Origin of the sequence: Rhizobium sp. BK456, assembly GCF_014194045.1 — a bacterium.
GTDB classification, from domain to species: domain Bacteria; phylum Pseudomonadota; class Alphaproteobacteria; order Rhizobiales; family Rhizobiaceae; genus Rhizobium; species Rhizobium redzepovicii.
This window is the reverse complement of the sequence record NZ_JACIAO010000015.1, coordinates 21,250-47,314: the sequence shown is the minus strand read 5'-3', so window position 1 is coordinate 47,314 and position 26,065 is coordinate 21,250. Positions and strand designations below refer to the sequence as shown.

24 protein-coding genes and 1 pseudogene are annotated in these 26,065 nt (G+C 58.7%); 16 read left to right on the top strand and 9 right to left on the bottom strand.

The window, feature by feature from the left end; genetic code table 11:
* Positions 1 to 132: 132 nt before the first annotated feature.
* The 5 genes from FHX03_RS30890 to FHX03_RS30870 form a co-directional block, all read right to left on the bottom strand.
* Positions 133 to 1,548, bottom strand: a complete 1,416-nt coding sequence (locus tag FHX03_RS30890) for an aspartate ammonia-lyase (RefSeq protein ID WP_183856906.1) — start codon at positions 1,546 to 1,548, stop codon at positions 133 to 135.
* An 11-nt stretch (positions 1,549 to 1,559) separates the two neighbouring features.
* Complete coding sequence (gene dapA / locus FHX03_RS30885) at positions 1,560 to 2,438, bottom strand: 4-hydroxy-tetrahydrodipicolinate synthase (RefSeq protein ID WP_183856904.1); 879 nt, start codon at positions 2,436 to 2,438, stop codon at positions 1,560 to 1,562.
* A gap of 50 nt (positions 2,439 to 2,488) precedes the next feature.
* Positions 2,489 to 3,901, bottom strand: a complete 1,413-nt coding sequence (locus tag FHX03_RS30880; protein WP_183856902.1) for an aldehyde dehydrogenase family protein — start codon at positions 3,899 to 3,901, stop codon at positions 2,489 to 2,491.
* Positions 3,901 to 4,962, bottom strand: coding sequence for a homoserine dehydrogenase (locus tag FHX03_RS30875; RefSeq protein WP_183856900.1), 1,062 nt, complete (start codon positions 4,960 to 4,962; stop codon positions 3,901 to 3,903). The genes FHX03_RS30880 and FHX03_RS30875 overlap by 1 nt, the downstream gene beginning before the upstream one ends.
* Before the next feature lie 245 nt (positions 4,963 to 5,207).
* Complete coding sequence (locus tag FHX03_RS30870; RefSeq protein ID WP_183856898.1) at positions 5,208 to 5,684, bottom strand: Lrp/AsnC family transcriptional regulator; 477 nt, start codon at positions 5,682 to 5,684, stop codon at positions 5,208 to 5,210.
* Between the two features lie 171 nt (positions 5,685 to 5,855).
* On the opposite strand from FHX03_RS30870, the gene FHX03_RS30865 reads away from it, so the two are divergent.
* From FHX03_RS30865 to FHX03_RS30825, 9 genes are all read left to right on the top strand, one after another.
* Entirely contained in the window at positions 5,856 to 7,256 is a 1,401-nt protein-coding gene (locus FHX03_RS30865) for an aspartate aminotransferase family protein (RefSeq protein ID WP_183856896.1), read from the top strand.
* 29 nt (positions 7,257 to 7,285) lie between these two features.
* Positions 7,286 to 8,062: an amino acid ABC transporter ATP-binding protein gene (locus tag FHX03_RS30860; RefSeq protein ID WP_183856894.1), complete on the top strand. Its 777-nt coding sequence runs from the start codon at positions 7,286 to 7,288 to the stop codon at positions 8,060 to 8,062.
* 37 nt (positions 8,063 to 8,099) lie between these two features.
* Positions 8,100 to 8,918, top strand: a complete 819-nt coding sequence (locus FHX03_RS30855) for a transporter substrate-binding domain-containing protein (protein ID WP_183856892.1) — start codon at positions 8,100 to 8,102, stop codon at positions 8,916 to 8,918.
* Positions 8,919 to 8,978: 60 nt separating this feature from the next.
* Complete coding sequence (locus FHX03_RS30850; RefSeq protein ID WP_183856890.1) at positions 8,979 to 9,692, top strand: ABC transporter permease subunit; 714 nt, start codon at positions 8,979 to 8,981, stop codon at positions 9,690 to 9,692.
* A 1-nt stretch (position 9,693) separates the two neighbouring features.
* Positions 9,694 to 10,374: an ABC transporter permease gene (locus tag FHX03_RS30845; RefSeq protein WP_183856888.1), complete on the top strand. Its 681-nt coding sequence runs from the start codon at positions 9,694 to 9,696 to the stop codon at positions 10,372 to 10,374.
* Between the two features lie 23 nt (positions 10,375 to 10,397).
* Positions 10,398 to 10,751: a cupin domain-containing protein gene (locus tag FHX03_RS30840; RefSeq protein WP_183856886.1), complete on the top strand. Its 354-nt coding sequence runs from the start codon at positions 10,398 to 10,400 to the stop codon at positions 10,749 to 10,751.
* 43 nt (positions 10,752 to 10,794) lie between these two features.
* Positions 10,795 to 12,114, top strand: coding sequence for an NAD(P)/FAD-dependent oxidoreductase (locus tag FHX03_RS30835; protein ID WP_183856884.1), 1,320 nt, complete (start codon positions 10,795 to 10,797; stop codon positions 12,112 to 12,114).
* A 140-nt stretch (positions 12,115 to 12,254) separates the two neighbouring features.
* The gene (gene eutB, locus FHX03_RS30830; protein ID WP_183856882.1) at positions 12,255 to 13,238 is read left to right on the top strand and encodes a hydroxyectoine utilization dehydratase EutB; all 984 of its coding nucleotides are present in this window, start codon (positions 12,255 to 12,257) and stop codon (positions 13,236 to 13,238) included.
* Positions 13,238 to 14,233: a cyclodeaminase gene (locus FHX03_RS30825; protein WP_183856880.1), complete on the top strand. Its 996-nt coding sequence runs from the start codon at positions 13,238 to 13,240 to the stop codon at positions 14,231 to 14,233. The genes eutB and FHX03_RS30825 overlap by 1 nt, the downstream gene beginning before the upstream one ends.
* Positions 14,234 to 14,259: 26 nt before the next feature.
* Here the strand turns inward: FHX03_RS30825 and FHX03_RS30820 are convergent, their stop codons facing one another.
* On the bottom strand, positions 14,260 to 15,144 hold the full coding sequence (locus FHX03_RS30820) for a LysR substrate-binding domain-containing protein (protein ID WP_183856878.1): 885 nt from the start codon (positions 15,142 to 15,144) through the stop codon (positions 14,260 to 14,262).
* Between the two features lie 422 nt (positions 15,145 to 15,566).
* On the opposite strand from FHX03_RS30820, the gene ltaE reads away from it, so the two are divergent.
* From ltaE to FHX03_RS30795, 6 genes and pseudogenes are all read left to right on the top strand, one after another.
* Positions 15,567 to 16,604 carry a low-specificity L-threonine aldolase gene (gene ltaE / locus FHX03_RS30815; RefSeq protein WP_183856876.1) on the top strand — a complete coding sequence of 346 codons (1,038 nt, stop codon included), beginning with the start codon at positions 15,567 to 15,569 and terminating at the stop codon, positions 16,602 to 16,604.
* 293 nt (positions 16,605 to 16,897) lie between these two features.
* Positions 16,898 to 17,884 (top strand): threonine dehydratase, encoded by a 987-nt coding sequence (locus FHX03_RS30810; protein ID WP_183856874.1) that lies wholly within the window; start codon positions 16,898 to 16,900, stop codon positions 17,882 to 17,884.
* Positions 17,885 to 17,889: 5 nt separating this feature from the next.
* A pseudogene (locus FHX03_RS34700) lies at positions 17,890 to 18,005 on the top strand (ABC transporter ATP-binding protein); the annotation flags it as partial.
* Between the two features lie 112 nt (positions 18,006 to 18,117).
* A complete protein-coding gene (locus FHX03_RS30805) occupies positions 18,118 to 19,620 on the top strand; it encodes an NAD-dependent succinate-semialdehyde dehydrogenase (protein ID WP_183856872.1) in 1,503 nt (500 codons plus the stop codon).
* A gap of 85 nt (positions 19,621 to 19,705) precedes the next feature.
* Positions 19,706 to 20,059 carry a cupin domain-containing protein gene (locus FHX03_RS30800; protein WP_008523474.1) on the top strand — a complete coding sequence of 118 codons (354 nt, stop codon included), beginning with the start codon at positions 19,706 to 19,708 and terminating at the stop codon, positions 20,057 to 20,059.
* 145 nt (positions 20,060 to 20,204) lie between these two features.
* Positions 20,205 to 21,053 (top strand): GNAT family N-acetyltransferase, encoded by an 849-nt coding sequence (locus FHX03_RS30795; RefSeq protein ID WP_183856870.1) that lies wholly within the window; start codon positions 20,205 to 20,207, stop codon positions 21,051 to 21,053.
* A 40-nt stretch (positions 21,054 to 21,093) separates the two neighbouring features.
* Here FHX03_RS30795 and FHX03_RS30790 read toward each other — a convergent pair whose 3' ends face one another.
* The 3 genes from FHX03_RS30790 to FHX03_RS30780 all read right to left on the bottom strand — a co-directional run bounded on the left by FHX03_RS30790 (position 21,094) and on the right by FHX03_RS30780 (position 24,333).
* The gene (locus FHX03_RS30790; RefSeq protein ID WP_183856869.1) at positions 21,094 to 21,777 is read right to left on the bottom strand and encodes a GntR family transcriptional regulator; all 684 of its coding nucleotides are present in this window, start codon (positions 21,775 to 21,777) and stop codon (positions 21,094 to 21,096) included.
* A 97-nt stretch (positions 21,778 to 21,874) separates the two neighbouring features.
* A complete protein-coding gene (locus tag FHX03_RS30785) occupies positions 21,875 to 23,245 on the bottom strand; it encodes an aspartate aminotransferase family protein (protein WP_183856867.1) in 1,371 nt (456 codons plus the stop codon).
* A gap of 8 nt (positions 23,246 to 23,253) precedes the next feature.
* Complete coding sequence (locus FHX03_RS30780; RefSeq protein WP_183856865.1) at positions 23,254 to 24,333, bottom strand: phosphotransferase; 1,080 nt, start codon at positions 24,331 to 24,333, stop codon at positions 23,254 to 23,256.
* Positions 24,334 to 24,827: 494 nt separating this feature from the next.
* On the opposite strand from FHX03_RS30780, the gene FHX03_RS30775 reads away from it, so the two are divergent.
* Complete coding sequence (locus FHX03_RS30775) at positions 24,828 to 25,517, top strand: haloacid dehalogenase type II (RefSeq protein ID WP_183856863.1); 690 nt, start codon at positions 24,828 to 24,830, stop codon at positions 25,515 to 25,517.
* The last annotated feature ends 548 nt before the right edge of the window (positions 25,518 to 26,065 follow it).

Genomic DNA, 26,065 nt, shown 5'->3' with positions numbered 1-26,065 from the left:
CGCGGCTGCCTGAAGCGAGTCGCGATCTTTCAGATTCGCTCCTTGCACTTTATGTCTTTGTTTTTACGCATGTCGTTATCGCAAAACCAGTGTACACTTTTGCGCGACATGCGCTAGTCTAGTGACGAGTTCTTACCTCCCATGCCCGATGTCCGAATATGCGAACTCCGCGCTGCCTTCAAAGAGCTCTTCGATTTGATCGGGCGCTAAGATGCCTTCCTCTTCTACGACCTGCCGCAGCCCCCGATTCTCGGCCAGCGCCTTCTTGGAAAGCTGCGCTGCCTTGCTGTACCCAATAAGCATTGCCAACGGCGTCGCGAGGACGAGAGACCGATCGAGGAGGTCCTTGCACCGGTCGACATCAACTTCAATCCCGTCGACGCATCGCTGCTTAAAAATTTCCATTCCCCGCGTTAACATTCGCATGGATTGAAGGATGTTGAGGGTGATCACTGGCTCCATCGCATTGAGCTGTAACTGCCCGGCGCTTGCTGCCAGTGTGACAGTGAGATCATTCCCGATGACCTGAAACGCGATCTGGTTCATCATTTCCGGAATAACCGCATTGACTTTACCGGGCATGATTGAGGATCCAGCTTGCACAGGCGGAAGTCGGATTTCACCCAGGCCGCCCCTCGGTCCACTGCTCAAGAGCCGCAGATCATTGCAGATCTTTGTCAGCTTCACGGCAATTCGCTTGAGAACGCTGGAGAACGAAACGAAGCCGCCGGTGTCGGATGTCGCTTCGATAAAATTTCGAGCGGGGATCAGCCGAATACCGGAAATCTGAGTGAGGTGGGCGCAAGCCGCGCCGGGAAAGCCGCGCGGGACGTTAATGGAGGTTCCGATTGCAGATCCACCGAGATTAACCTCATTCAAGAGCCTGGAAACGGACTGCAGCTGGTTGATATCTTCGTCGATCAGTTCGGCGAACGCATCAAATTCCTGTCCTGCTGTCATCGGCACTGCATCCTGCAATTGAGTGCGGCCGACCTTCAATGCGCTCGCATACTCGCGCGCCTTCGCACGGAACGCGTCGCGCAGGCCTACCTTGGACGCTATAAGCCCTTCGCAAGCGCGAAGAATCGTTAGACGCAGAGCGGTCGGATAGACATCGTTTGTCGATTGGGAAAGGTTCACTTCATCGTTTGGATGAAGTTTGTCGTAGTCGCCGACATTCGCCCCAAGCTTCAGCAGCGCCAGGTTGGCCACCACCTCATTCAGATTCATATTGGTGGACGTGCCCGCGCCACCCTGCATCATATCGACAGGGAAGTTCCCATCAACGCACTTCAACTCGATGAGATCATCGCAAGCCTCGCAGATCGCCGACGCCTTTTCCGCCGAAAGAAGCCCAAGGTCGGCATTTGCGCACGCGGCCGCTTTCTTGACCATAGCCATAGATTGAACGAGTTCGGGAAAATCGTTCAGGCGAAGTCCTGAAACTTCGAAATTGAGCTCCGCTCGCCGCGTGTGGATACCGTAGAGAACGTCGCCAGGGATAGAAAGGAGGCCGATCAAATCGGCCTCTACGCGTTCAATTCCCATTCTCCGCTCCCCTAATCCAGAATTCCGGCGTGGCGCATCGCATGAGTGATTGCCTTTTTAACCTGCGGACTCACCTCAACGAGAGGAAGGCGCAGATCTCCGCGAATCGTCATGAGTTGCGACAGCGCGAATTTCACGCCAGCCGGATTGGTCTCGAGAAACAGCGCGTGGTGGAGGGGCATCAGCCGGTCTTGAAGGTCCAGCGCCGTCGTGAAGTCACCTTTCAGGCACGCACGCTGGAAGTCTGCACACAGCCGCGGAGCAACGTTCGCGGTCACCGAGATGCAGCCGTGGCCGCCATGGGCCATGTAACCAAGCGCCGTGCCGTCTTCGCCGGTGAGAAGATTGAACTCATTGCCGCAGGCCATACGCTCCAGAGACGGTCGCAAGAGATTACCTGTCGCGTCCTTGACACCCTTGACGTTCGGACAATCCCTGAAAATACGGGCAAGCGTTTCGACTTGAATATCGATCACGCTCCGACCCGGGATATTGTAGACAATGATCGGAACCGTGGCTTCGGCGTCGATGGCCTTGAAGTGCTGGTAGATCCCCTCTTGGTTGGGTTTATTGTAGTAGGGCGCGACGATCAGCAAGCCGTCCGCGCCGGCCTCCTGCGCATGCCGCACGAAGCTGATTGCTTCCTCCGTGCTATTGGAGCCGGCGCCGGCTATGACCGGAACGCGACCGTCCGCTGCCGCGATCGCGAGTTCCACGACGCGCTTGTGTTCGGCATGACTGAGGGTCGGGCTTTCCCCCGTTGTTCCGCAGGGGACAAGCCCGGACGTGCCCTCGGCGATCTGCCATTCAATGAGGCTGTGAAGCGTAACCTCATCCACTTTCCCATCGGCAAATGGGGTGACAAGGGCAGTGATGGATCCTTTGAACATCTTGACTTCCAAAAACGACGATGGGTTCAAATTGCCGCCGGCGCCGCCGATCAGTGTTGCAGTGACGTGATACAGACGACCTTCGGCTGGGTCATGTCCTCGTAAGAAAACCGAACGCCTTCGCGTCCCATGCTGCCGTATTTGAACCCGCCAAACGGCATTGCGTCGAAGCGATAGTCGGACGACTGGTTGATCATGACACCGCCGGCATCGATCCTCTTAGCGGCCTCAAGTGCATTGGTAAGATCGTTCGTAAAAATTCCGGCATGCAAGCTGTATTCCGGCTCGTTAGCCAGTCGTATTGCCTCATCGAACTCATCGAACGGCTGCAGTATGACCACGGGACCGAAGACTTCGTCGTTCAATACGTCGCAAGTCGCCGGCACATTTTCCAGGACGGTGGGGGGATAGAGGGTGCCGACTGGCTTGTGACCGCAAAGCAGCGTTGCGCCGGCAGCGATTGCTCGCTCCACCATAGCGGCGGCACGGTTCACCGCTTTTTCCGAGATCATCGGGCCCATGTCAGTCTCAGAATTCATCGGGTCGCCGGTCTTCATGTTGGAGGTCTGAGACACGAACTCGCTCTTGAACCGTTCATAGATCGAGCGCTGTACCAGAATCCGCTGTGTTCCGATGCAGTTCTGGCCGGCTGCCCAGAAGGCACCTGACACGCAATCCTCCACGGCAGCGTCAACATCGCTGTTTTCCATCACGATAACCGGGGCATTGCCACCGAGGTCCATCGCGAGCTTCTTGATGCCGGCAGATTTTGCGATGGCCTCGCCGGTGACAAAACCGCCCGTGAAGGAGATCATTCGAACGTCCTTTGCCGAAACGAGCGCCTTGCCTAGCTCGGCGCCGCCGACAGCGACCGTAATGACCTCCTCCGGCAAACCGCATTCGATCAACACCTCCACCAGCTTGATGGCGGAGAGCGGCGTAAGCTCCGACGGCTTCAGGAGTACTGCATTGGCGCCGGCGATGGCAGGCCCAAGCTTGTGCGCCACGAGATTGAGCGGATCATTGTATGGCGTGATCGCCGTGATGATGCCGAGGGGCTCCCGGGTATACCAGCCTTGACGAGATTCCGATCCGGCATAGGCGTCAAAGGGAATGACCTCTCCAGCATTCCGCTTGGCCTCTTCGGCAGATAGTTTCAGCGTGTTGACGCAACGTGTCGCCTCCTTGCGGGCCTGGGCAATTGTCTTCCCCGCCTCTCGTACGATCAGGAGCGCGAACTCCTCCTTGCGTTCTTCGATAGTGGCTGCGGCGCTTTCGAGAATTGCAGAGCGGTGGTGGCGGGGGAGCGACCGGGCAATCTGCGCGCCGCGCCTGGCGCGTTCGAGCAACAGCTCGACATCGTCGGCACTGGTCTCCTTAACGGCTCCGACAAAGCTGCCGTCAAAGGGACTATTGACAATGATCTCGTTGGAAGAGGTGGGTTTCAAGGCCAGACCGGGCATTACGCTGCCTCCTTCGCGAAGTCGGGCGAGCGGGCATTGTGTATCGCCACGATGTCGGACAGCAGAGCGTAGGCGGTTTCCATCCGTCCGGCGCCTGGGCCAGTGACAGTGACGGAGCCGAGCAGTTCAGTGTTCAGTGAGACTGCATTGGTCGCGCCGTTGACGCCGGCGAGCGGATGCCCAAGCGGGAGCTGTTGAGGTGCGACGCTGCCGCTTATCGTCCCGTCGGCGTTGCGAACTGCCGATCCTATCAATTTCCAACGGCTCTCGGCCCTGGCCGCTGCTTGAATATCGGTAGGGGAAAGCCTTGAAATCCCAATGCAGGAGACATCCGCGGGCTTGAGGTTTGCTCCCAGCAGCTCGTTTGCCAGGATCACGACCTTGAGGCGCACGTCGAAACCTTCGACGTCGGCGGTCGGATCGGCTTCGGCATAGCCGAGCGCCTGTGCCTCTGCGACAGCGCTGGCGAAGTCGAGACCCTTCTCCATGCGGCCGAGGACAAAGTTCGAGGTACCGTTGAGTATCCCTTCGAACCCTTTCACTTCTGCGCCAGCAAGGGTCTTTTTTGCCATGCGTATGACAGGCGTCCCGCTCATGACCGAGCCCTCATACTCGAAATGGACGCCGTTAGCCGTGGCAAGAGCCTTTAGTTCCTGAGCGGCGATTGCAACAGGCCCCTTGTTTGTGGTGACGACGTGCTTGCCGGACTTAAGGGCCCAGCGGCAATGCGAAATAGCGGGCTCGCCGTCCTTCGGGTTCGTAAATGTCGCTTCGACGACGATGTCGGCCGGCGCCGTCTTGATGATCGCTTCATTGTCCGCTTCCGCTTTGCCGCCGGAGAGCCCGCCGAACCCGCCCTTCGCAAAATTGGCATCCACGAGCGTCTTGGCGTCCACGCCGTTCGGCGAAATGACGGAACCGAGATAGAGATCACTGACGGCAACGATGTTAAGGCGAAAACCAAGATCCCGCTCCCACAGCGGGTTCTTCGTCGCGATGAGCTCCGCCAAAGCGCGGTTGACGCCACCAAATCCTACTAGTGCGATATTGTAGATCTTCATGCGGTTCCTCCGGTGAAGCGATTTATGTGCGCATCATCGGATACAGATCGGTCAGTTTGAACGGCACAAACAGACCAATCCACCTTGCATTTTGCTCATGACACTGACGGCTTGCCGCGTGCCTTCAATCCGTCCGCAGTGCCCGAACAATAGATGGTCCGGCTCAGGAGACTTTCCCCGGTGCAATCTGTCAAAGTATCAACCGTCTTTCCGCGAAAACTCGGCTGTCCAAGGCCGTGGCTATCTCAGGAGAAGTGATCAAAGTCGATCGGAACGGAAAAGCCTGTCTTGACGCGGTCCATGACCACCATTGTCTTGAAGCCCTTGATATCGGGATTTTCATAGAAGAACTTGCGGGTGAAGACCTCGTAGTCCTCCATGCTCTCGGCAGTGACAATCAGAACGAAGTCCGCATCGCCTGTTACATAGTAGCCGTTCATCACTTCCGGCGTCTGCCGTATCGATTGCTTGAACCGGTCAACGATGTCCGCTCTTTCGCGCTCGAGCGTGACCAGTACAAGCATTGCGATCGGCCGGCCGACAGATTTGGGCTTCACAACCGCAATCTCAGCCTCAATCACTCCCGCCTCACGAAGCCGCTTGAGGCGGCGCTGCACCGCAGTGGCCGAAAGACCGACCATCGCACCGAGTTCCTCGCTGCTGTGTCTGTTATGAGCCTGCACAATACTAAGAAGACGAGCATCTAGGCGATCGAGCTGCATCGTAAACTCCGCAGGATTTCATCGTTTGGTAGGCATCAAAAGCAGCATTTCCTCGTTGGCGCAACACTTACGCCGGAATTGATCGTCTCATTGGTTTTACGCTTCACGGACAAGACAGAGGCGGCAGCAATGTGCAGCCCGAGATGACCTCGCTGCATGAGGAACCGAGAAATGACCAATATTGCTGAAATTGCTGATATGGACCGGAGGACCGTCCTGCATCCGTTCACTTACCTTAAGAATTACGCCGCCGGGGAGACCGATCCCACCATCGTCGAGACTGGAAAAGGCGTTCGTATCCGCGATGCATCCGGCCGAGAATATCTGGACGGGTTTGCAGGTCTCTATTGCGTGAATGTCGGCTATGGCCGCACCGAAGTCGCCGAAGCGATCGCTCGGCAGGCTTACAAGCTTGCCTATTACCACTCTTACGCAGCACACACGACTGAGGAGCTCGCACGACTTTCGGATCGCCTGGTGCGAATGGCCCCAGGCAAAATGTCGAAGGTCTTTTACGGACTGTCCGGTTCCGACGCGAATGAGACGCAGGCGAAAATCGTCTGGTATTACAACAATCTGCGCGGGAAAGCGCAAAAGAAGAAGATCATCTCGCGTGAGCGCGGCTATCATGGATGTTCTGTGGTTTCCGGCTCCATGACAGGCTTGAGCTTTTACCACGATCATATGGATCTGCCGGTTTCGGGGATTCTGCGCACCGGCGTCCCGCATTTCTATCGCGGTGCGATGCCTGGCGAGACCGAAGAAGCCTTTTCACAGCGCCGCGCTGATGAATTGGAAGCGCTTATTCTCGCCGAAGGGCCGGACACTGTCGGCGCCTTCATAGCGGAGCCGGTCCTTGGAACGGGAGGCATTACACCGCCGCCGGCAGGATACTGGCCGAAGATCCAAGCTGTGCTGAAGAAGTACGACGTGCTGCTGATCGCCGACGAGGTGGTCTGCGGGTTCGGCCGCACCGGTGCCATGTTCGGTTCAGACCTCTACGGTATGGATCCCGATCTGATCACCGTCGCCAAGGGCTTGACGTCAGCCTATGTGCCGCTGTCGGCGGCCATCGTTTCGCAGAAAGTCTACGAGGTCATGGAGGAGGCAACGCCGCGTGTGGGCTCGTTCTCACACGGCTACACCTACTCCGGTCATCCAATCGGCGCCGCGGCCGCGAACGCAGTGCTTGATATCGTCGAGCGCGAAAACCTTGCCGGCCAGTCCGCGACGAAAGGCGCTTATCTTATGCAACGGCTGAAGGCGGAGTTCGAGCAAAACCCGATCGTCGGGGAGGTTCGTGGTGTCGGCATGCTTGCAGCCATCGAGTTCGTTTCCGATCGCGGTAGCCGGGCTTCGTTCGATCCCGGCTTGAAGGTCGGCGCGCGCATCTCCCAAGCCGCGCGAAATCGCAACCTCATTGCGCGCGCGATGCCGCATGGGGACATTCTGGGCTTTGCACCGCCACTTGTGATGACGGAAGCGGAAATCGACGAAATGGTAGCGATCGCAAGGGCTGCCGTTGACGAGGTGTTGCGGGAGCTGGACTCGCAAGGACTGGTGGCGGGATAACGAATGGGCGACTGTCTGAGGCTTTGCGCATGACCGCAGTTCTAAAGGTTCACGAACTCACCAAGACGTTTGGATCGACGAAGGTACTCGATGGTATCAGCTTCGACATGAGCGAAGGTGAGGTCATTTCCCTGATCGGGTCGTCCGGATGTGGGAAAAGCACCGCCCTTCGCTGCATCAATTTTCTGGAGACGCCGACATCAGGTCGGATCGAGTGCATGGGTCAGTCCGTCTCCGTCGTCAATGACGAGCGCGGCCGAAGCCAGATCGTCAACGGTCGCGATATCAGGAACCTTCGCAGGCAGATCGGCATGGTGTTCCAGAACTTCAATCTCTGGCCTCACCTAAACGTCCTGTCCAACGTGACCGAGGCACTCGTTTGGGTGCTGAAACTCGCGAAGAAAGACGCCGAAGAGGTTGCGCTCTCGGCCTTGTCGAAAGTCGGCATGGCGAGTTTCCGCGATCGCTACCCGCAACAGCTTTCGGGCGGGCAGCAACAACGCGTCGCGATCGCCCGTGTTCTGGCGATGAGACCAAAACTGATGCTGTGCGATGAGCCGACATCTGCACTGGACCCCGAGCTCGTGGGTGAAGTGCTGAAAGTCATAAGGGCGCTGGCGGAATCGGGGGCTACGATCCTCCTCGTCACGCATGAAATGCGGTTCGCACGCGATGTGTCGAACCGGATGATATTCCTGCAAAACGGCCGCCTTGAGCAGGATGACGAGCCGAAGGAACTGTTTCGAAATCCCGCAACGGAAGGGGTGAAGCGTTTTCTATCGACAGTGATGGCGGCCAACGCCTGAAAGCGCGCTACAACGAAAACCAAAAGGGGTAACAATCATGATCAACAGCAATCACGCCAAGTCAGCATTGGCAACCAGCCTTCTCGTCTGCGCACTGGCGACGGGCGCGTCGGCAAAGGACGGCGTTCTGCGCATCGGGACGGAGGGCGATGCGCCGAAGTTCAGCATGGCCGATCCGAGCGGCAACGTAACCGGATTCGACGCCGATATCGCCAACGGCCTCTGCGCCGAGCTGAAACTGAAGTGTGAATTCGTCGTACAGACATTCAGCTCGCTGGTGCCCTCCATGGATAAAGATCGCTTTGACGTCATCATTTCCGGCCTCGGTATCACCGCCGAACGTCAGAAGAAGATCGACTACTCCATCCCCTATGCGACAACGCCGCTCTATTTCGCTGTTGCCAAGGACTCTCCGCTTGCAGGTCTCAAGAGCCTCGCCGAAATCGAGAAGGCCCTAGAGGGCAAGAGTGTCGGCGTCGTCACCGGGACGACCTACGCCAGGTTCATGGAGAAGCGGATGCACGGCACCGATCTCAAGACATACGACGCCGTCACTCAGCTGACAGCCGATCTCGCGAGCGGCCGCATCGACGTCGCCTTCGCGGATTCGCCGACATGGATGGATTTTCTCGCAACGCCTGACGGCGCCAACTTCACCAGGATCGACCTGAAGATCATGGCCATGGATGACCCAGACGTTCTTGGCCATGGCATGGGAGTCGGCATGCGCAAGGGCAATACCGAACTCAAGACGAAGGTCGATGCCGCCCTGTGCAAGATGATCAACGATGGCAAGGTCAAGGACGCCTCGATGCATTGGTTCCAGGACGACTACACTATTCCCTGCAAGAAGTGATCGTTTTGAACATGAAGCCTGCCTTGGCACAGCCCAAGGCAGGTTACGGGGATTGTGTCCATGTTGGGTGATCTTTGGGTGTTGATGGTGGAGCAAAGTTGGGCGCTGGCTCTGCTGAAAGGAAGTGTCGTCACGATCGTCATCGGTTTGATCGGAATGGCACTCGGTTTTCTCGTTGCAACCCCCTTGGCCATCATGCGCTGGCGGAAGGTCGTGGTCGTCTCGCAACTTGTCGACGGGTACAGCATTCTCGTTCGTGGCGTTCCGGGCTTGTTGGTCATCTATCTCCTCTTTTTTGGGTCGATCGAGTGGGTGAAGGCGATTACGGCTGCGTTCGGCTATCAGGACTCGGCTGACAACGCATATCCCTACATCGTCGGGGTAATCGCGATTGCCGTCATCTCGTGCGCCTATTCGATCGAAGTCATCCGGGGTGCGCTTCAGGCGGTGCCCTACGGTCTGCTGGAAGCAGCTCAGTCGCTCGCCTTGCCAAGAGGAGTGACGTTTATGCGCATCACGTTTCCACTGGCACTGCGGCTGGCGCTTGGCGGGATCAACAACGTCTGGCAGATGACGATCAAAGATACGTCGCTCGTCTCGGTCGTCGGCTTACAGGAATTGATGAGGACGGCTGCCATCGGTGCAGGAATCACACGATCTCCGCTGCTCTTCTACTGTATCGCTGCGACGCTCTTCTTCTGCATGACCGCAGTCAGTCAAACCGCGTTTTCCAGCGCAGAACGTGCGCTCGACCGCGGCTTCCGAGGACACTGATATGGATCTCGGGACAATTGCATATGCCGTTCCGTTCCTTGTCATAGGTGCCAAGACGACGTTGCTGATCGCCTTATTCGGCGTCGGTATCGGGCTTCCCTTTGGTGTCGCCGTCGGGCTCGCGCGCTGCTCGAGAAGCCGGGTATTGCGCCGCGTATGCGACGCCTACTGCGCGATCTTCCGCGGCACGCCTATGCTGGTGCAGGTCTTCGTCATCTATTACGGCTTGGCCCAGGTGAGTTTTATTCGTCAGAACCCCATTCTATGGTGGATGATCGGAGATGGGCTGAACGCTGCAATCCTTGCCGTGGTGCTCAACACCGGTGCCTACACGGCGGAGATTTTCCGCACGGCTTTCCTCTCCCTGCCGAAAGGACTTATCGAAGCGGCAGAAGCCTGTGGCATGCACCCGTGGCACGTCTTCAAGAGGGTGAAGTTTCCGCTTGCCGTGCGCCAGGCGCTTCCCGCTTATAGCAGCGAGGCGGCGATCATCGTGAAGGAATCCAGCCTCGCGTCAACGATTACCGTTCTGGAAATAACCGGATATGCGAAGCGGCTCATGAGCGAGACGTTCGCGATCATGGACATCTTCATCGTCACCGCAGCGTTCTATCTCATCATAAACGTCGTCGTCTTGACGGGTTTGAAACTCCTCGAACGGCGCCTGTCGTTCGCCCGATAAACAGATCCAAGAAAGGTCTTCCAATGTCCAAACTCACTTTCGTCGATTACAACAATCTGCCTGAACCGCGTAAAGGCCAGCCCACGCCTGAAAGGTTGGTCGAGGGAAATCCGCAGTTCCTCTCCTGGGACATCGCGCAGACCGACGACGGCGTCGTTCGCTCCGGCGTCTGGGAAGCGACGCCCGGCGCCTACCGCTCGATCAAGGGCGAAACTTTCGAATTCTGTGTCATTCTGTCGGGTGTGTCCGAACTGATTGAGGATGGCTGTGAGCCGCGACGCATCGTTGCCGGCGACGCCTTCGCCATGCATCCGGGTTTCGTCGGAACCTGGAGGGTGATCGAAACGACGCGAAAGGTTTGGGTCTGCCGAGACTAAGCCAATAATCGATTGAAATCATCTTTCCGGAACTTAAGCTCTCATGGCCCAGGCTCAAGCGCATCCCATTAAATCCACGCCCTACTGGTGGGAGGACAGCACATTTCCTTCCTTGCCAGCGCGGAATGTCGAGAAGACATGCGACGTGGCGGTCGTTGGGGGAGGGTATACGGGTTTGTCGGCAGCGCTCGAACTTGCCCGTGCGGGCAAGCATGTGCAGCTGTTCGACCGTCAGGCCCTTGGCCTTGCGGCATCGGGCCGCAATGGGGGCATGGCCAGCGGAAGCATCCGTCCGGGGCGGAAGGATTTGGTCAGGCGATTTGGGCAGGAGAGGGCGCAAGCCATTCTCCTGGAAGGTAAGGCGGCGCGAGAGGATCTCTGGTGCTTCCTCAGAGACGAGAATATCGAATGTGACTTCTCACTGTCTGGCGCCTTCAACGGGGCCATGACGGCTGATCAAGCCGACGAACTCCGTCGTCAGGCAGACTTTCTGCATCAGAATCTCGGCATCGAGGCATACCCGGTGGAAAGGGCCGATGTTCCGAAGTTCATCGGAACTGACCTTTATGTCGGAGGCCTTGTGCGCAAAGACATCGGTGGGCTGCAGCCGGCCAAGCTTCTTGCGGCCGTGATCGATCTGGCAAGTTCATCGACGGCGGTCATACATGAAAATACCGCAGTCCTTGGATCGACTAGCGAGGCCGGAGGCGTGCGAATTCAAACGCAGCGCGGAGAGGTTTTCGCCAGAAAGCTTCTTGTCTGCACTGATGGCTACACCGACGGTTTCGACCCGTGGCTGCGTCGCCGGCTTGTTCCTGTTCGCAGCAGGATAATTGCGACTGAGCCGCTCGACAGGGAGGTGATGGATCGGCTGATGCCGCCACGCATGATGTATGGCGACCTGCGTAAGCTTAGCTATTATTATCGGCCGTCGCACGATGGATCTCGGATCTTGTTCGGTGGGCGCGACGGGACGACTGAAGGGGACTCCGCTGCTCCGATTGCACATCTGCAAAGCGAACTTGCTCGGCTCTTTCCCGAACTCGCAGGAATAGGTCTTACGCACAGCTGGTTCGGCTATGTCGCCATGAACCGCGACATGATCCCGCGCATGTTCTCCCGCGGAAATACAGTCTATGCGACCGGCTATTGCGGCTCCGGTGTCGTGTGGGCCAGATGGCTGGGCAAAAAGGCGGCGTTCAAGATCCTCGGTGACGGGGAACAATCGCGGTCTGCGTTCGATTTCGATGCCGCTCCGAGGGCCGTCCCATTCTTCAACGGCAAACCCTGGTTCATTCCTATCGTTTACTCGATGTATGCGCGGCACGACAGGAAGATGCTCCTCAGACGCCGGAAGGGCTGAGGTTCAGGTGCCATACTCGTTTCTGCAAGTCCGCCACGGCGCCGAAAAAAGTTCGTGCCGTCCGCTTGCAATCAAGCCCTGCGTTGGCGCTACGCGCAGCAGACAACAACTGGCAAAGGCCGGAGCTAAGGTGAACAGACATGATTAGTCTGGAAACGATTGAGCAGGCGCGCGAGCGCATCAGCAAGCACATCCGGATCACGCCTTTCGTCATGTCGGCGACACTGTCCGAACTGGCCGGGACGAAGTTCGGCCTGAAGCTGGAGCATCGCCAATTGACCGGAAGCTTCAAGCTTCGTGGAGCAACCAATGCAATTTTGCAGCTCACCCAATCCGAGCGGGATAGAGGCGTTGTTGCGGCTTCCACGGGCAATCACGGACGTGCGCTGTCCTATGCCGCCGACGCGATTGGCTCCCGAGCGACCATTTGCATGTCGCACCTCGTGCCGGAAAACAAGGTGTCCGAAATCCGCCGACTCGGCGCTCGCGTACGGATCGTCGGGTCATCCCAAGATGAAGCGCAGGTCGAGGTTGATCGTCTCGTCACGGAGGAGGGCCTCACCATGATCCCGCCCTTTGATCACCCCTGGATCATCGCCGGCCAGGGCACCGTCGGACTTGAAATCGTCGCGGCGATGCCTGACGTCGCCGCGGTTCTCGTTCCCCTGTCCGGCGGCGGTTTGGCAGCAGGTGTCGCGTCGGCGGTCAAGGCGATGCGCCCGGATGCCAAGGTAATCGGTATAACTATGGAAAGGGGAGCGGCGATGAAGGCTAGCATGGACGCGGGGCACCCGGTCCAGGTCGAAGAACATCGAAGTTTCGCCGACTCGCTCGGCGGCGGCGTCGGTTTGGCCAATGCCTGGACGTACCCGATGTGCAAAACCCTTCTCGACGACGTGGTGCTCGTCAGCGAGCGCGAGATAGCCGCTGGCATACGTCACGCCTATGCGTGTGAGCGTGAGATAATCGAGGGTGCTGGGGCAGTCGCCATTGCTGCGCTGCTCTCAGGTAAACTGGCGCAGGTTGAAGGCCCGATCGTTGCCATTCTTTCAGGCGGTAACATTGACATGGCCTTGCACATGAAGGTGGCCAACGGCCTTGACACAATTGATGAGGTACGCTGATGCCAAAAATCAGGATTTTGACCGAGTCAGAGCTTCGAACCATCGTTCCGCTCGACATGGATGCGGTGAATTGCGTTGAAAACGCTTTCCGCGCATTGGCCGTGGAAAACGCGGTTCAGATGCCGCCGATTTTGCGCCTCGACGTGCCCGACAGCAGAGGCGAAGTCGATGTGAAGACGGCTTATATTCATGGTTTGAGCAGCTTTGCTATCAAGGTCAGCCCTGGTTTCTTTGATAATCCGAAGATCGGGCTTCCCAGCACCAACGGTCTGATGGTCTTGCTGTCGAGCAAAACGGGCTTGGTGCAGGCGCTCTTGCTGGACAATGGCTACCTCACCGACGTTCGCACAGCGGCCGCTGGCGCTGTCGCGGCAAACCATCTGGCACGGAAGGACGCGTCGATTGCAACGGTCTTCGGGGCGGGCGTTCAGGCCAGGCTGCAACTCGAGGCCCTCATGCTGGTGAGACCTATTCGAGAGATCCGCGTTTGGGCGCGTGATTATCGACGGGCGCAAGCGCTTGTCGGGCAGATCAGAGGCAGACAAGATCTGTCCATTTCCGCATTTGAGGATCCGCGAAGCGCGATCGCCGGGTCACAGATCGTCGTCACGACGACACCTGCCGACCGACCGATTGTCGATGCCTCGTGGCTCGAACCCGGACAGCACCTGACCGCCATGGGTTCGGACGCAGAACATAAGAACGAGATTGACCCCATCGCTATCAAAGCGGCAGATGTTTACGTTGCTGACAGCCTCAAACAAACGCGAAGATTGGGTGAATTGCGCCATGCCATCGACGCAGGTCTCGTCGCAAGTGACGCTGATTTTCCGGAGCTAGGTCAGGTCGTTGTGGGTGCCAGACCGGGCCGCAGAAGTGCCTCGGACATCACCATAGCCGATCTTACGGGCACCGGTGTTCAGGATACCGCTATTGCCACGCTGGCGTTTGCGCGCGCCGAAGAACGAAGTGCCGGCACGTTCTTTGAAAGTTGACAGTCGTCGGCTCTTTGCCGCCGACCTCATGAGGCAGCATGAAAATCTTCTTGGATGGTGGCGAGAAGCCAAGACACGAATTGATCGATTCCAGCTGTCCTCCTCGCCAGTGCCGAACGAATAACGCCGTAATGTGAACCATCAGGGTGAAAGCCGAATGGTGCGGTAAGGCGGCCTTTGTGGATATCATCAATGGCAATGATCTTTGGGCACATGGCCACACCAAGACCGCTGGCTGCGGCCTCCACCATCAGGAAATGATGGTCAAGAGAGCGCGTCGAGCGCGGCTTCGGCGCGTCCGGATGAGCGGTGGACCACTTCTGCCATCCATCCGGACGGGTCTTTGCAGCAAGCGCGACATAATCGCCGGCAGCAAAGCGATCCGTCATGGCAGGATGCATGACAGGACCGACTTCCTCCTCGATCAACCGTTCGACCTGCCAATTCGCATCGATCGCGAAATCAAGCCTGCGGATCGCAAGGGTGATACGGTCGCGCGCAAAATCGACCCCCCCGCCACCGACAGAAAGATGAAAGTCAATTTCGGGATGGCGATCCTGAAATTCCGAGAGGCGCGGGATCAGCCATCGCATGGCGACGGATCGTTCGCATGAAACGACGATCGGTGGTGACAGATCGACTTTGCGGATATCCTCGAGCGCCGCCAAAACGAGGGACAAAGCGTCTGTCGTCGCCTTCGCGAGCCGTGAACCCTCCTCCGTCAGCCTTAGGCCACGCCCATCAACTTCCAGCAAACGAATGTCGAGGTGTTCCGAAAGTTTCGAAACGCGCCGGCTGACAGCACCGTGCGTCAAAATTAACTCAGCCGCCGCCGCACGCACGGAACCAAGCCGCGCAACGACTTCAAAGGCACGCAGATCATCGAGGGATGGAATGTCCGACCGCTTCATTGGTGACAAACTATCACCGGTAGATTTGAAATCATATCAATTTCCATCTCAAAGTACGGCGGACCGGCCGAGGCGGCGCTCTCGTGAAGAGCTCTCCTCGAATCTGCAGAATAGGGCAGGACGGCACCGTTTCGGATGTTGTCTCCATCGAAGACGGCAGCTTCCTGTGAACTGAGACAACATATGTGACGTCACAGGGCGGCTGCCGCTTGCAGACACGCCGAGAAGATCGAGCCAAAGATTGGTGTTGCAGGTGGTGGTCAAGACAGAGAACGCCATATTGAAATGGCACCATGACTCGACGCGGCTAGATCGCATGATTGGTGATCCATTATCACCATAATCCGTCAGTTTATATAGATAGTCCGAGCCTATCCATTCGCTAGTATAACCGATACAGCCAAACCGATAGGGTCTCGATCATGCAAGCCAATGCTGCTATCCGCCTGGACTTCCGCTCTGATACGGTCACCCGTCCCACCCTTGGCATGCGTGCAGCGATGGCTGCCGCCGAGGTGGGCGACGATGTCCTTGGCGACGACCCGACGGTCAAGGCGCTCGAGGCCCGACTTGCCGCACTGTTCGGCAAGGAAGCCGGACTATTCGTGCCAACCGGCACCATGTCCAATCTCGCTGCAATCATGAGCCATTGCCAGCGCGGCGAGGAATTTCTCTGCGCAAGCGGAGCTCACACCTATCTGTGGGAAGCCGGAGGCGCTGCGGTGTTGGGCTCGGTCCAGCCGCAGCCATTGCCGGTGCGCGCCGACGGCACGATCCCCATCGAGGAGCTTCACGCCGCGGTGAAGGACGATGATCCGCATTTTGCGATCACGCGACTGGTCAGCATCGAGAACACGTTCGCCGGGCGGGTCCTGCCGCGCGACCATCTGGCCGAGGTCGTCGAATTTGCGCGGGAGCGGAAGCTCGCCACCCATCTCGATGGTGCGCGGCTGTTTAACGCGGCTGCGGCGCTCGGCGTTGATGTCGGGTACCTGGCAGAGGGCTTCGATAGCGTGTCGCTGTGCCTTTCAAAGGGGCTGGGGGCGCCGCTCGGATCAGTGCTGGTCGGCGATGCCCCATTGATCGCCCGTGCGCGCCGGTGGCGCAAGATGCTCGGCGGCGGAATGAGGCAAGCAGGGATAATTGCAGCGGCTGGGCTGTACGCGCTCGACCATCACGTCGACCGGCTGATCGAGGACGACGCCAATGCTCGGGTGCTCGCGCAAGCATTTGCGGGAATTGAGGGGCTGAAGGTGACCCCGCCGCAATCAAACGTGGTCTTTGTCGAGCTCGCGCCCGAGCTGGCGACCCGGCTATCTCAGGCGCTGGGTGAGCGCGGCATCGCGGCGAGTTTTTGGCCAGGTGGGCGAATGCGCTGGGTCACCCATCTCGATGTCAACCGTGCCGCTGTCGACGAGGCCATCGCGGCAGTGCGCGAGATCACCGAGGGTCGGACATGAGAGGCGTCATCGATCCACGATTGATCATCAGAATAACAAGCGCCACTGCCGCACCGAACAGCCCCCGCACCGTCATAGCCCGATGACTGGGCGGGTCTGAGGGGGAAGGAGACCGTGCAGACCGGATGGGCGGAAAGACTGCCAAGGCAGGGGCGCTTTCCATATTTACCTGAAGAAGCACCGATATTGTAGGTGGGGTCTGATGAAGATGCGGTAGGTGGCAGAGACCTTCGCCACGTTATTGGACTGGTAAACGACGCTGGTTACGCGTCGAACAAGCAAGGAAGCAAGGCATGCATCTGTTCGCACGCAAGGACCTCGAGGAAGCCGCCGCACTCGTCTACCGGCATATGTCACCTACACCGCAATACGTGTGGCCGCAGATCTCGGAAATGGCAGGGGCCGTGGTCTGGATCAAGCACGAGAATCATACGCCAGCCGGCGCTTTCAAGGTCCGCGGCGGAATCACCTTTATGGATTGGCTCCGCCGCGGGGGTTCGGCCCGGGGAATAGTCACGGCAACGCGCGGGAATCATGGCCAGAGCCAGGCCCGTGCCGCGCGGGCAGCCGGTCTTGCCGCCACGATCGTTGTCCCGCAGGGCAATTCGGTCGAGAAGAACGCAGCCATGCGGGCCTTTGGCGGCGAGGTCATCGAGTACGGCCGCGACTTCGACGAGGCCCGTACCGAAGCTCGGCGACTTGCCGCCGAAACGGGCCTATTTCTGGTACCGCCCTTTCACGAAGAAATCGTCCGGGGTGTCTCAAGCTATGGGTTGGAACTCTTCACCGCAGTGCCCGATCTCGATGCGGTCTATGTGCCCATTGGCTGCGGCTCGGGGATTTGCGGCGTCATCGCCGCGCGCGAGGCCCTGGGCCTGAAGACGGAAGTGATCGGCGTAGTTTCGACGCACGCACCGGCCGCGAAGCTCTCCTTCGAGGCCGGACGACTGATCGAAACCGAAACGGCACTGACGTTCGCCGACGGCATGGCCGTACGCATTCCCGTCGAAGAAGCATTCGCAATCTACTCGAAGGGCGCCTCGCGGATCGTCGCCGTCAGCGACGAGGAGGTTGCCGAAGCGATGCGCCTCATCTACCGCGCGACCCACAATGTCGCCGAGGGTGCCGGCGCCGCGTCACTTGCGGCGATGCTTAAGGAAGCCTCTGCCATGCGCGGCAGAAAAGTCGGCCTTATCTTGAGCGGCGCAAATGTGGACGCTGAGGTCTTCCAAAAAGTACTGGGTGGGGAGACACCACCGGTGGCGACGGTAAGCAAGTGAGTACGCGGTCGATGAGATGGCTCGCGAAAGTTGGGCTAAAAGGTTCGAGAATCGCTATCCGCAACAGCTTTCCGGCGGTCAGCGCAAGCGCGTGCAAACTGCCCAGTCGCTGATTACAGGGCACCGGGATTTCGGAAGATCGAAAATAATCCGCGAGACCAATTTGATCTATATTGACACCAATCGCTAAACCAATTCTATATTGATCGCACAACGATCCTGATTGGTAGCGAATGGTGGTGAACGTGAAAGCAACTCCAACACTTGAAGCAAGCCGTGCGCCTTCGCAGGCGGCTGTGGCATGCGAAGCTCCCACGCAACTGTTCATCGGCGGTGAATGGGTTTCGGCAAAAGGTGGCCGGACCTTCGATGTGATCGATCCTTCGACTGCGGAAGCGATCGCCACAGTTTGTGACGGCGACATCCCCGATGCAATGGCGGCCGTCGACGCGGCAGAAAAGGCGGCTGCGGCCTGGAAGGCAACGTCGCCGCGGCGGCGCGCGGATGTCCTGATGAAGTGTTTTCACCTCCTTCTCGAACAAGCCGAGTGGTTGGCGCAACTGATCACGGTGGAAAACGGCAAGGCGCTTCCCGACGCGAGATCGGAGGTCGCCTACGCGGCCGAGTTTTTCCGTTGGTATGCCGAGGAGGCCGTTAGGGCTCCCGGTGAATTTGGATCAGCACCTTCGGGCGCAAACCAGATCATCGTTAGCCATGAGCCGATTGGTATCGCCGTATTGGTAACGCCTTGGAATTTCCCGGCAGCGATGGCGACCCGAAAAATTGCCCCGGCATTGGCTGCAGGCTGCACTTGCATCCTGAAGCCGGCAGCCGAGACGCCTCTGACGGCGCTCGCGATCGGCGAACTGATGCGTCAGGCAGGTGTTCCTGCCGGAGTGGTCAACATCGTTACCACGAAGAAAGCAGGCCCTGTGGTCAGCGCAATGCTGCATGACAAGCGGGTGCGGAAGCTGTCGTTCACCGGCTCGACAGGTGTTGGCAGGATACTGCTGCGCGAGGCTGCCGACCAAGTCGTCAGTTGTTCGATGGAACTGGGCGGCAATGCGCCTTTCATCGTATTCGATGATGCCGATCTGGAGACGGCCGTCGCCGGCGCAATGGTCGCCAAGATGCGTAACGGCGGCGAGGCCTGCACGGCCGCAAACCGCTTCTACGTCCAAAAGGGGATTGCGGCCGATTTCACACGGCGCTTCGCGGAAGAGATGGCAGCGCTCAATGTCGGACCAGGATTAGCACCGGATACGCAGCTTGGCCCGCTGATCACCGATGCCGCGGTGACCAAGGCGGAGCGCTTGGTAGACGACGCGATCGCCAAGGGAGCCCGGCTGGTTACCGGTGGTAGCAGATTGAGCGGCGAGGGCTTCTATTATCTGCCAACTGTTCTGGCCGATGTCTCTCCAGACGCTGAGATCCTTAGCGAAGAAATCTTCGGTCCCGTCGCGCCGGTTATTGTGTTCGACACCGAGGACGAAGTCGTCGAGCTGGCCAACGATACCGAATATGGACTTGTATCCTATGTCTTTAGCCGGGACCTCAAGCGTGCGCTTGCAGTCGCGGGCAGGCTGGAAAGCGGCATGGTCGGAATTAACCGCGGCGTCGTCTCCGACGCCGCCGCGCCGTTCGGCGGAATGAAGCAGAGCGGCCTCGGACGCGAAGGCAGCCACCACGGCATGCTCGAATACCTCGAAACGAAATACATCGCCGCCACCTGGTAAGTGCGCTTCGATCAACTCAGATCACATCGGCTTGGATCTTTCCAGGGTTAACGTGGATGGCTCCAGCCAGAAATAGGAGAGATAAATGTCCCTACTAAAAACCATCGACCCGAATCCATCATTCGAGCCGAAGCAGCGAACTGCCGAGCCGGATCGCCTTATCGCTGGCAGCCCCGCTTTCAAGACCTGGCTGCAGGACACTGCAAAGGACGGCAAAGTCAACACGGGGGTCTTCGAGGCGACGCCAGGCGAAACGCACTCTATCAAGGGCGAGACGTTTGAATTTTGCCATCTCGTCCATGGTGTGATCGAATTGACCGAGAAGGGGAAGGAGCCTGTTATTTATCGCGCGGGCGATAGCTTCGTGATGAAACCCGGTTACGTCGGCGTTTGGAAGACGATCGAAACTGTGCGGAAGATCTTCGTCACCGTCACCTGAGCATTCGAGGCCGTGCCCCTCGAATTGCTCCTCAATTTGGGGGCAAACGACGCGATCCGGCCGGCAGGGCCCTTAATGGTTCAACAGACACCAGTGTAATCGCGGTGACCGCAATCTTCGCCTCGATTACACGAAGACCCACGAAATGGATGAACTCTTGCAAACGGAATCGATCATTCTTACGCCTTTTGAGGCTCACCATTTGGATGGTGCCGCGCAGCTGTCGCGTGCGGCTGGCTGGGCGCACAGGAGAGAAGACTGGGAAATGATACTGTCGCTGAGTAAGGGACGCGTTGCCCTCGCGGGCGACCGGGTTGTGGGTACCGCCCTCATGACTCCATTCGGCGACACCTGCTCGGCCATCAACATGATCATTGTCGACGAAAGCCAGCGCGGCCGGGGATTGGGAAGAAAGTTGACGACCGCCGTGTTGGAACTCGCCGGTGATCGGGAATGCCGTTTGACGGCCACCGGCGACGGTTTGCCACTTTATGAAAAGCTGGGTTTCGTCGCAACGCACCAAATCGTCCGCCATCACGGCATCGCCGGTCACATCGATGCGCCTGCAAATGTGGAGTGGATCAGTTCTGCCGCCCTGCCGCCAATCAAGGCGCTCGATCGTGCGGCATTCGGCGCCGCTCGCGACGCACTGTATGATGTTCTGGCGAAGGAGGGGACATTCGCCGTCATCCGGAACGGTGAGGGTATCGTCGCCTTCGCGGCGACACGGCGGTTCGGCAAGGGCGAAGTCGTGGGGCCAGTCGTTGCGGCAAACGTCGAACAGGCGAGGGATTTGCTGGCCTTCATCCTCTCAGGGAAGGAGGGTCGTCTCGTGCGAGTTGACATCCCCGAAGAGAGCGGCCTTTCATCGCCCCTCGAAGGATGGGGGCTGCGTAACGAGGGTGGTGTCCTTGCGATGGTCCGGCGTGCGGGAGGCCGACCTCAAACACCGGCCGTTCAAACCTTCTGCCTCGCGAGCCAAGCTGTTGGCTGACGTGAAGGTCTGAAGTGCGAGGCATTCAACGCTGAACTGGTCAGCGTTGATCCAACAATTTGATCTGGAGATCTTCCCAGTGCTCCTGAAACGCCTGCCGCGCCGTATCGTAGTGGCGGCTTCGCAAGCTGTTGATGAGCCGCTCGTGTTCTTCCGCCATTTCTTCTGCGGTAACATAGAAATCCTGCCGCTGTGCGAGAAGGAGTTCGATCTCGCCCTCGAGGTCTGAGTAGGTCCGCTTCAGGCGAACGCTACCGCTAGCGGCGATGATCGCGCGGTGGAAGTCGCGGTCGGCAGCAACCAGCAGAGACCTGTCGGCGGATAAAGTCGACCTGTGCATAACGTCGACCGCTTCGAGCGCCTGAGGAGGGATGACGCCGGTGAATACGATCAGACGGATTGCCTCGCCCTCGATGGCGCCGCGCACGCGGGTGATATCGACAATATCGTCCGGCCCGAATTCGGGCACCACAAAACCTCGATTCGGTATTTGACGCAGCAGGCCCTGGGTGACGAGCACCTGGGCTGCTGTACGGAATGTGTGCCGCGAGGTCGAATGCTCTTCGCACATCTTCACGTCGCGTAGGAACTCGCCCGGTCGGAAATCCCCCGACAAGATGCGCCGTCGCAAGGCGTGAGTCAGGTTGTCCACCGCGCTAGCGGGCAAGGGCCCGACGTTCATCTCTGGATCTTCGGCTCGATTCTTGACGGGTAGCGGCGGCATGGCTTTGCTCGTTGATTAGTTCGCATACCTACGCCACATGCGGTGACGCAGGGCAAGGGAGATGATATTGTGCCTCCTGACCGCATGGTGGCGGGGCCTATGTCTGCACGGACCGAAGCGCCTCGTCGACGCCCTCTAGCAGACGCGCCGCATTGGCCGATGTGAAGATGAGCGGGGGCCTGATCTTCAGGATATGCGCGTCCGCTCCCGTCGCGGAAATGAGAATGCGCCGGTCGCGCAAGGCATTCACGGCTGCAAGCGCACGATCCATGTCCGGCGTTTTCCGGTCTCTGTCCTTGACGAGTTCGACTGCGAAATAGAGGCCGGCCCCGCGAACATCGCCGACGAATTCATATTTTTCCTGCAGGTCCCGGAGGCCGTCGAGGATTTCTGCGCCGATCTTGACGGCGTTGTCCAACAGGCCGTCTTCGAGGATGGTGTCGAGCACGGCCCTTGCAGCGGCGATAGCGACGGAGTTGCCGCCAAATGTGTTGAAGTAGCGCATGCTTGATCCGAAGTCGGCGACGAGTTCCGGCCGCAGGACTACGCCGGCGACGGGATAGCCGTTGCCCATGGGCTTGCCCATGGTAACGATGTCCGGATCGATCCTGTGACGTCGATGACCCCAAAACTGGGTGCCGGTCCGCGCAAATCCGGATTGCACTTCGTCGGCAATGAACAGGCCGCCTGCCTTGCGCACCACTTCCGCCACCGGCGCCAATACGTCCGCGGGTTCGACGTAGAGACCATCGGAGGAGAAGACGGAGTCGGCGATGAAGGCCGCCAGGCCGCCGCCATGCCGCTCCATGTCGGCGATCTGCCGCGCGACATCCTCCGCCATCCGTCGGCCGATTTCCTCGACGGGCAGGCGATAGGAATCGGGCGCGGCGACCGTGCGAAGATAGGGATCCAAAGCCGACTTCCTGCCGAGCGACGGCGAGATTGCCGCCACCGCGCCGCTGTTGCCGTGATAGGCTTCCGCCGTGACGATGACGCCGGTCCTGCGCGTGTGGTAACGCGCGATCCGCAAGGCGAGATCGTTGGCTTCCGAACCCGTGCATGTGAACATTGCACATCCGGTGCGGCCGAGTTCGCCACCGAACGTAGCGATCAGGGCTTCGGCATAGTCCAGCAGCGGCTCCTGCATGTAACGTGTATGGGTACAGAGTACCTCGAGCTGCTTCTGGATCGCTTCGACGACACGCGGATGAGAGTGACCCAGCGATACAACGTTGTTGTAGGCATCGAGATATTCGTTGCCGTGCTTGTCATAGAGGAAAACGCCCTTGGCACGTGAGATCTCAACCGGCGACTTGTAGAAGAGCCGATACGCCGGCCCGAGCAGCCGCTGCCGCCTGGCGACATGCGCCAGATCTTCACTTGTGAGATGAGACGTGTCCTGAGGGTTGAAGCCATTTGGCATGTCGCCACGGAAGCCCTTAGGCAGAGTAGTCGCTTGCTTGGACATTGTGGTTCCTATCGTGTCAGGAGGTCGGAAATCTGTGCGGCGGAAATCGAGTGGAACCACTCGAGGTGGGCCCAGCCGGCTTCGGTATTGCGCAGGATATAACGGCTATTCTCGGGGAAGATCTCGGCGCGCCAGCACGTCAGCAGCGCACGAACCGCAAGACGGCCCATTGTCAGGAACGGGATGAGTCGGAGCTCCTCGTCCGTCAGGTCGGCGTGACGGAGATAGCCGCGCAAAACGTCGCGCGGTGCGTCGAACAGGTCACACCGGTTCCCATGGTCGAACGTTTTTGGCATTTGATTCATTAACGCCGTGGAGACATCGACGGCGATGGCGGTACGGACCGCATCGCCGAAGTCGATGACGCCGGTCAGGAACTGTGGACTGGCGTGATCGACGACCAGGTTCGACGTATTGAAATCATTGTGGAGCACTTGCCGCCGGCACAGATCGAGCTTCGGCTTGATTTCGGCAAACCGCTCGAGCGCGCGGACTGTCCATATACGCTTGCTGCCTCGAGGGATGAAGCTCAACAGATCGCTGAGGTCGAGCAGATGGCTGACGTCCCATGCTACCGCCCGACCGTCGGCCGGATGCGAGAAATCGGCCATGGAGTGGCGCAGCATTGCCAGGATTTCCCCGATCCGTTCGCGCTGTGGGGCAGTGCAGAACGTTCGATCGAGCGGGGTACCGGCCATGAAGCTAATGAGCCGCACCACTCGCCGCTCGCCGGCACTCGTGGTGACGATAGGCAAATTTGCCCCGTCCACGTCGCGAAGTGCGCGGGGGATGGGCAGATTAGGGGCCCGCTGCTCGAGATGATGCATCAGCGCGACCTGGAAATCGAGCTCCTCGATCCGCTCAGAAGGATGAGCGATCTTCAATACAAACTTCCCCTGCGCGGCGCAGTCGAGAAGGAACGTGTCGTCCTTCTCGGTTTCAAAGCGCGTTGCGGAGCCGCGGGTACCATAGAGCCGCTCGGCAATTCGTTCGGCCTCCGCAGTGCCAACGGTATGGCACGCCTCGGAAAGCTCGGGGACGCGAGCTGGCCCGGATTGATGATTGTAATAACCCATCTTCAAACTCATTCCTGTCCTGCCTCGGAAGGGCTCTTCGATGACCTCAGTATCTCACACTTCAGGTTTTGTACAACAATTTGTTTCGATGGTGCACGTGATCAAGATTCGCTTTTCTGATGATTCCAGCCTAATCCGGTGCGAAAGGCGGCATTTTCAGCTGGATATGTTTCCGCGTGCGATTGTTTTGGTCGCGAGGCACACCCTTCGATAGAGAGCTGCAGGACTGAAAATTCATAAATTGTTGGACAATCAGTTGCCATCGTCTCAAAGTTATGCCAGTGTGCTTCCCACTGGTCGGAATGCAGCGAACACGTCGGATTGATCCGCTTTGGTGGATCGGCCCGGCATCCGACAAGGCAGAGGAAATGACCAGACTCGCAAAGGTACCTGCTGCGTCCGGAATGGGTCCGTTGGGGCCGAGACCTCTTTTGACAGGCGGCATGCCCGCCAAATTGACCTTGGATAGGCACGCTGTGCCATGAAAATCGGAAGGAAAACACACGATGACTCAATTTCGACCGAAGTACGTGACCTTCGACTGCTACGGCACGCTCACCAATTTCGACATGGCCGGCGCAGCGCGACGCGTCTACAGCGAGCGCCTCTCCCCTGAAGCGATGGTAGCCTTCGTCGAGGCGTTCAGGGGCTATCGCCTTGACGAGGTGCTGGGCCCGTGGAAACCGTTCGTCGAAGTGGTGCACAATTCAATCGAACGCAGTTGCAAACGCATCGGTATCCCGTTCAAACCCGAAGACGCGCAACGCATCTATGACGAGGTACCAACCTGGGGTCCGCACCCGGACGTCCCGACTGGCCTGTCAAAAGTGGCCAAGGAAATCCCGCTGGTCATCCTATCGAACTCCATGAACAGCCTGATCATGTCGAACGTGGAAAAGTTGGGCGCACCCGTCCATATGGTAATTACGGCAGAAGAAGTCGGGGCATACAAACCTCTGATGAAGGGCTTCGAATACATGCTCGACAAGCTCGGCTGCGGACCGGAAGACATTACTCACGTGTCATCATCCTTCCGCTACGACCTGATGACTGCCTATGACCTGGGCATCAAGAGCAAGGTCTGGGTCAACCGCGGCCATGAGCCGGCCAATCCCTATTACCAATACACCGAGATCAAGGACATCAGTGGACTGGCCGCCGCCGTTGGGCTGGAGCCAGCCCTCAAGCGCGCGTGAGGAACACGGCCCAGGCGCTGTGCTACGGTGAGACCGGGGCGCTCCGTTCGCCCCTTCCTTTCGTTCAAAAGGGATCAAGCATGACCATGCGGGGGCTTTCCGCACATGTGACCTGCTGGCGTTAGAGGACGGTGTGATCCGAACTTGACACGACGGCACGTCGGACTCAGGCGAGCTTGTTCGCGGTCGCAGTCGATGACCGCTTTCGAGTACCGAGACTGTTCCAAACATCGTTTTTAGGGGCGCACAGCGGTCATCCGCGAAGCGTGCGGGGGAACGACTGGACCTGGTCGGATCCGCCAAACAGCCGATCGCGCTTCCGACCTTTCGACGTTCCAATCTATGCAGCGACAGTCTTCCACGTTCGATCGGCGAGTTCCAACTTGGACGGTGGGCTGGTCTTCTTCGATGTGTGAAAACTGCGCCTGAGGTCACATTCAATTTCGACCTGCGCGACATGTGCTGACGCGGGGAGGTCGTTTACGCGCGACGGCATCTTCAGACGATTGCACGCGATCACCCGTGTTCGTGCGTACCCATTGATCTAC

Coding starts and splice junctions, on each gene's coding strand:
- FHX03_RS30805 (WP_183856872.1), top strand. CDS start 18,118: ATGGTGGTGAACGTGAAAGCAACTCCAACACTTGAAGCAAGCCGTGCG.
- ltaE (WP_183856876.1), top strand. CDS start 15,567: ATGCAAGCCAATGCTGCTATCCGCCTGGACTTCCGCTCTGATACGGTC.
- FHX03_RS30780 (WP_183856865.1), bottom strand. CDS start 24,333: ATGAGTTTGAAGATGGGTTATTACAATCATCAATCCGGGCCAGCTCGC.
- FHX03_RS30775 (WP_183856863.1), top strand. CDS start 24,828: ATGACTCAATTTCGACCGAAGTACGTGACCTTCGACTGCTACGGCACG.
- FHX03_RS30825 (WP_183856880.1), top strand. CDS start 13,238: ATGCCAAAAATCAGGATTTTGACCGAGTCAGAGCTTCGAACCATCGTT.
- FHX03_RS30820 (WP_183856878.1), bottom strand. CDS start 15,144: ATGAAGCGGTCGGACATTCCATCCCTCGATGATCTGCGTGCCTTTGAA.
- FHX03_RS30800 (WP_008523474.1), top strand. CDS start 19,706: ATGTCCCTACTAAAAACCATCGACCCGAATCCATCATTCGAGCCGAAG.
- FHX03_RS30850 (WP_183856890.1), top strand. CDS start 8,979: ATGTTGGGTGATCTTTGGGTGTTGATGGTGGAGCAAAGTTGGGCGCTG.
- FHX03_RS30845 (WP_183856888.1), top strand. CDS start 9,694: ATGGATCTCGGGACAATTGCATATGCCGTTCCGTTCCTTGTCATAGGT.
- FHX03_RS30835 (WP_183856884.1), top strand. CDS start 10,795: ATGGCCCAGGCTCAAGCGCATCCCATTAAATCCACGCCCTACTGGTGG.
- FHX03_RS30840 (WP_183856886.1), top strand. CDS start 10,398: ATGTCCAAACTCACTTTCGTCGATTACAACAATCTGCCTGAACCGCGT.
- FHX03_RS30855 (WP_183856892.1), top strand. CDS start 8,100: ATGATCAACAGCAATCACGCCAAGTCAGCATTGGCAACCAGCCTTCTC.
- FHX03_RS30785 (WP_183856867.1), bottom strand. CDS start 23,245: ATGTCCAAGCAAGCGACTACTCTGCCTAAGGGCTTCCGTGGCGACATG.
- FHX03_RS30870 (WP_183856898.1), bottom strand. CDS start 5,684: ATGCAGCTCGATCGCCTAGATGCTCGTCTTCTTAGTATTGTGCAGGCT.
- FHX03_RS30890 (WP_183856906.1), bottom strand. CDS start 1,548: ATGGGAATTGAACGCGTAGAGGCCGATTTGATCGGCCTCCTTTCTATC.
- FHX03_RS30810 (WP_183856874.1), top strand. CDS start 16,898: ATGCATCTGTTCGCACGCAAGGACCTCGAGGAAGCCGCCGCACTCGTC.
- FHX03_RS30880 (WP_183856902.1), bottom strand. CDS start 3,901: ATGCCCGGTCTGGCCTTGAAACCCACCTCTTCCAACGAGATCATTGTC.
- FHX03_RS30860 (WP_183856894.1), top strand. CDS start 7,286: ATGACCGCAGTTCTAAAGGTTCACGAACTCACCAAGACGTTTGGATCG.
- eutB (WP_183856882.1), top strand. CDS start 12,255: ATGATTAGTCTGGAAACGATTGAGCAGGCGCGCGAGCGCATCAGCAAG.
- FHX03_RS30795 (WP_183856870.1), top strand. CDS start 20,205: ATGGATGAACTCTTGCAAACGGAATCGATCATTCTTACGCCTTTTGAG.
- FHX03_RS30865 (WP_183856896.1), top strand. CDS start 5,856: ATGACCAATATTGCTGAAATTGCTGATATGGACCGGAGGACCGTCCTG.
- dapA (WP_183856904.1), bottom strand. CDS start 2,438: ATGTTCAAAGGATCCATCACTGCCCTTGTCACCCCATTTGCCGATGGG.
- FHX03_RS30875 (WP_183856900.1), bottom strand. CDS start 4,962: ATGAAGATCTACAATATCGCACTAGTAGGATTTGGTGGCGTCAACCGC.
- FHX03_RS30790 (WP_183856869.1), bottom strand. CDS start 21,777: ATGCCGCCGCTACCCGTCAAGAATCGAGCCGAAGATCCAGAGATGAAC.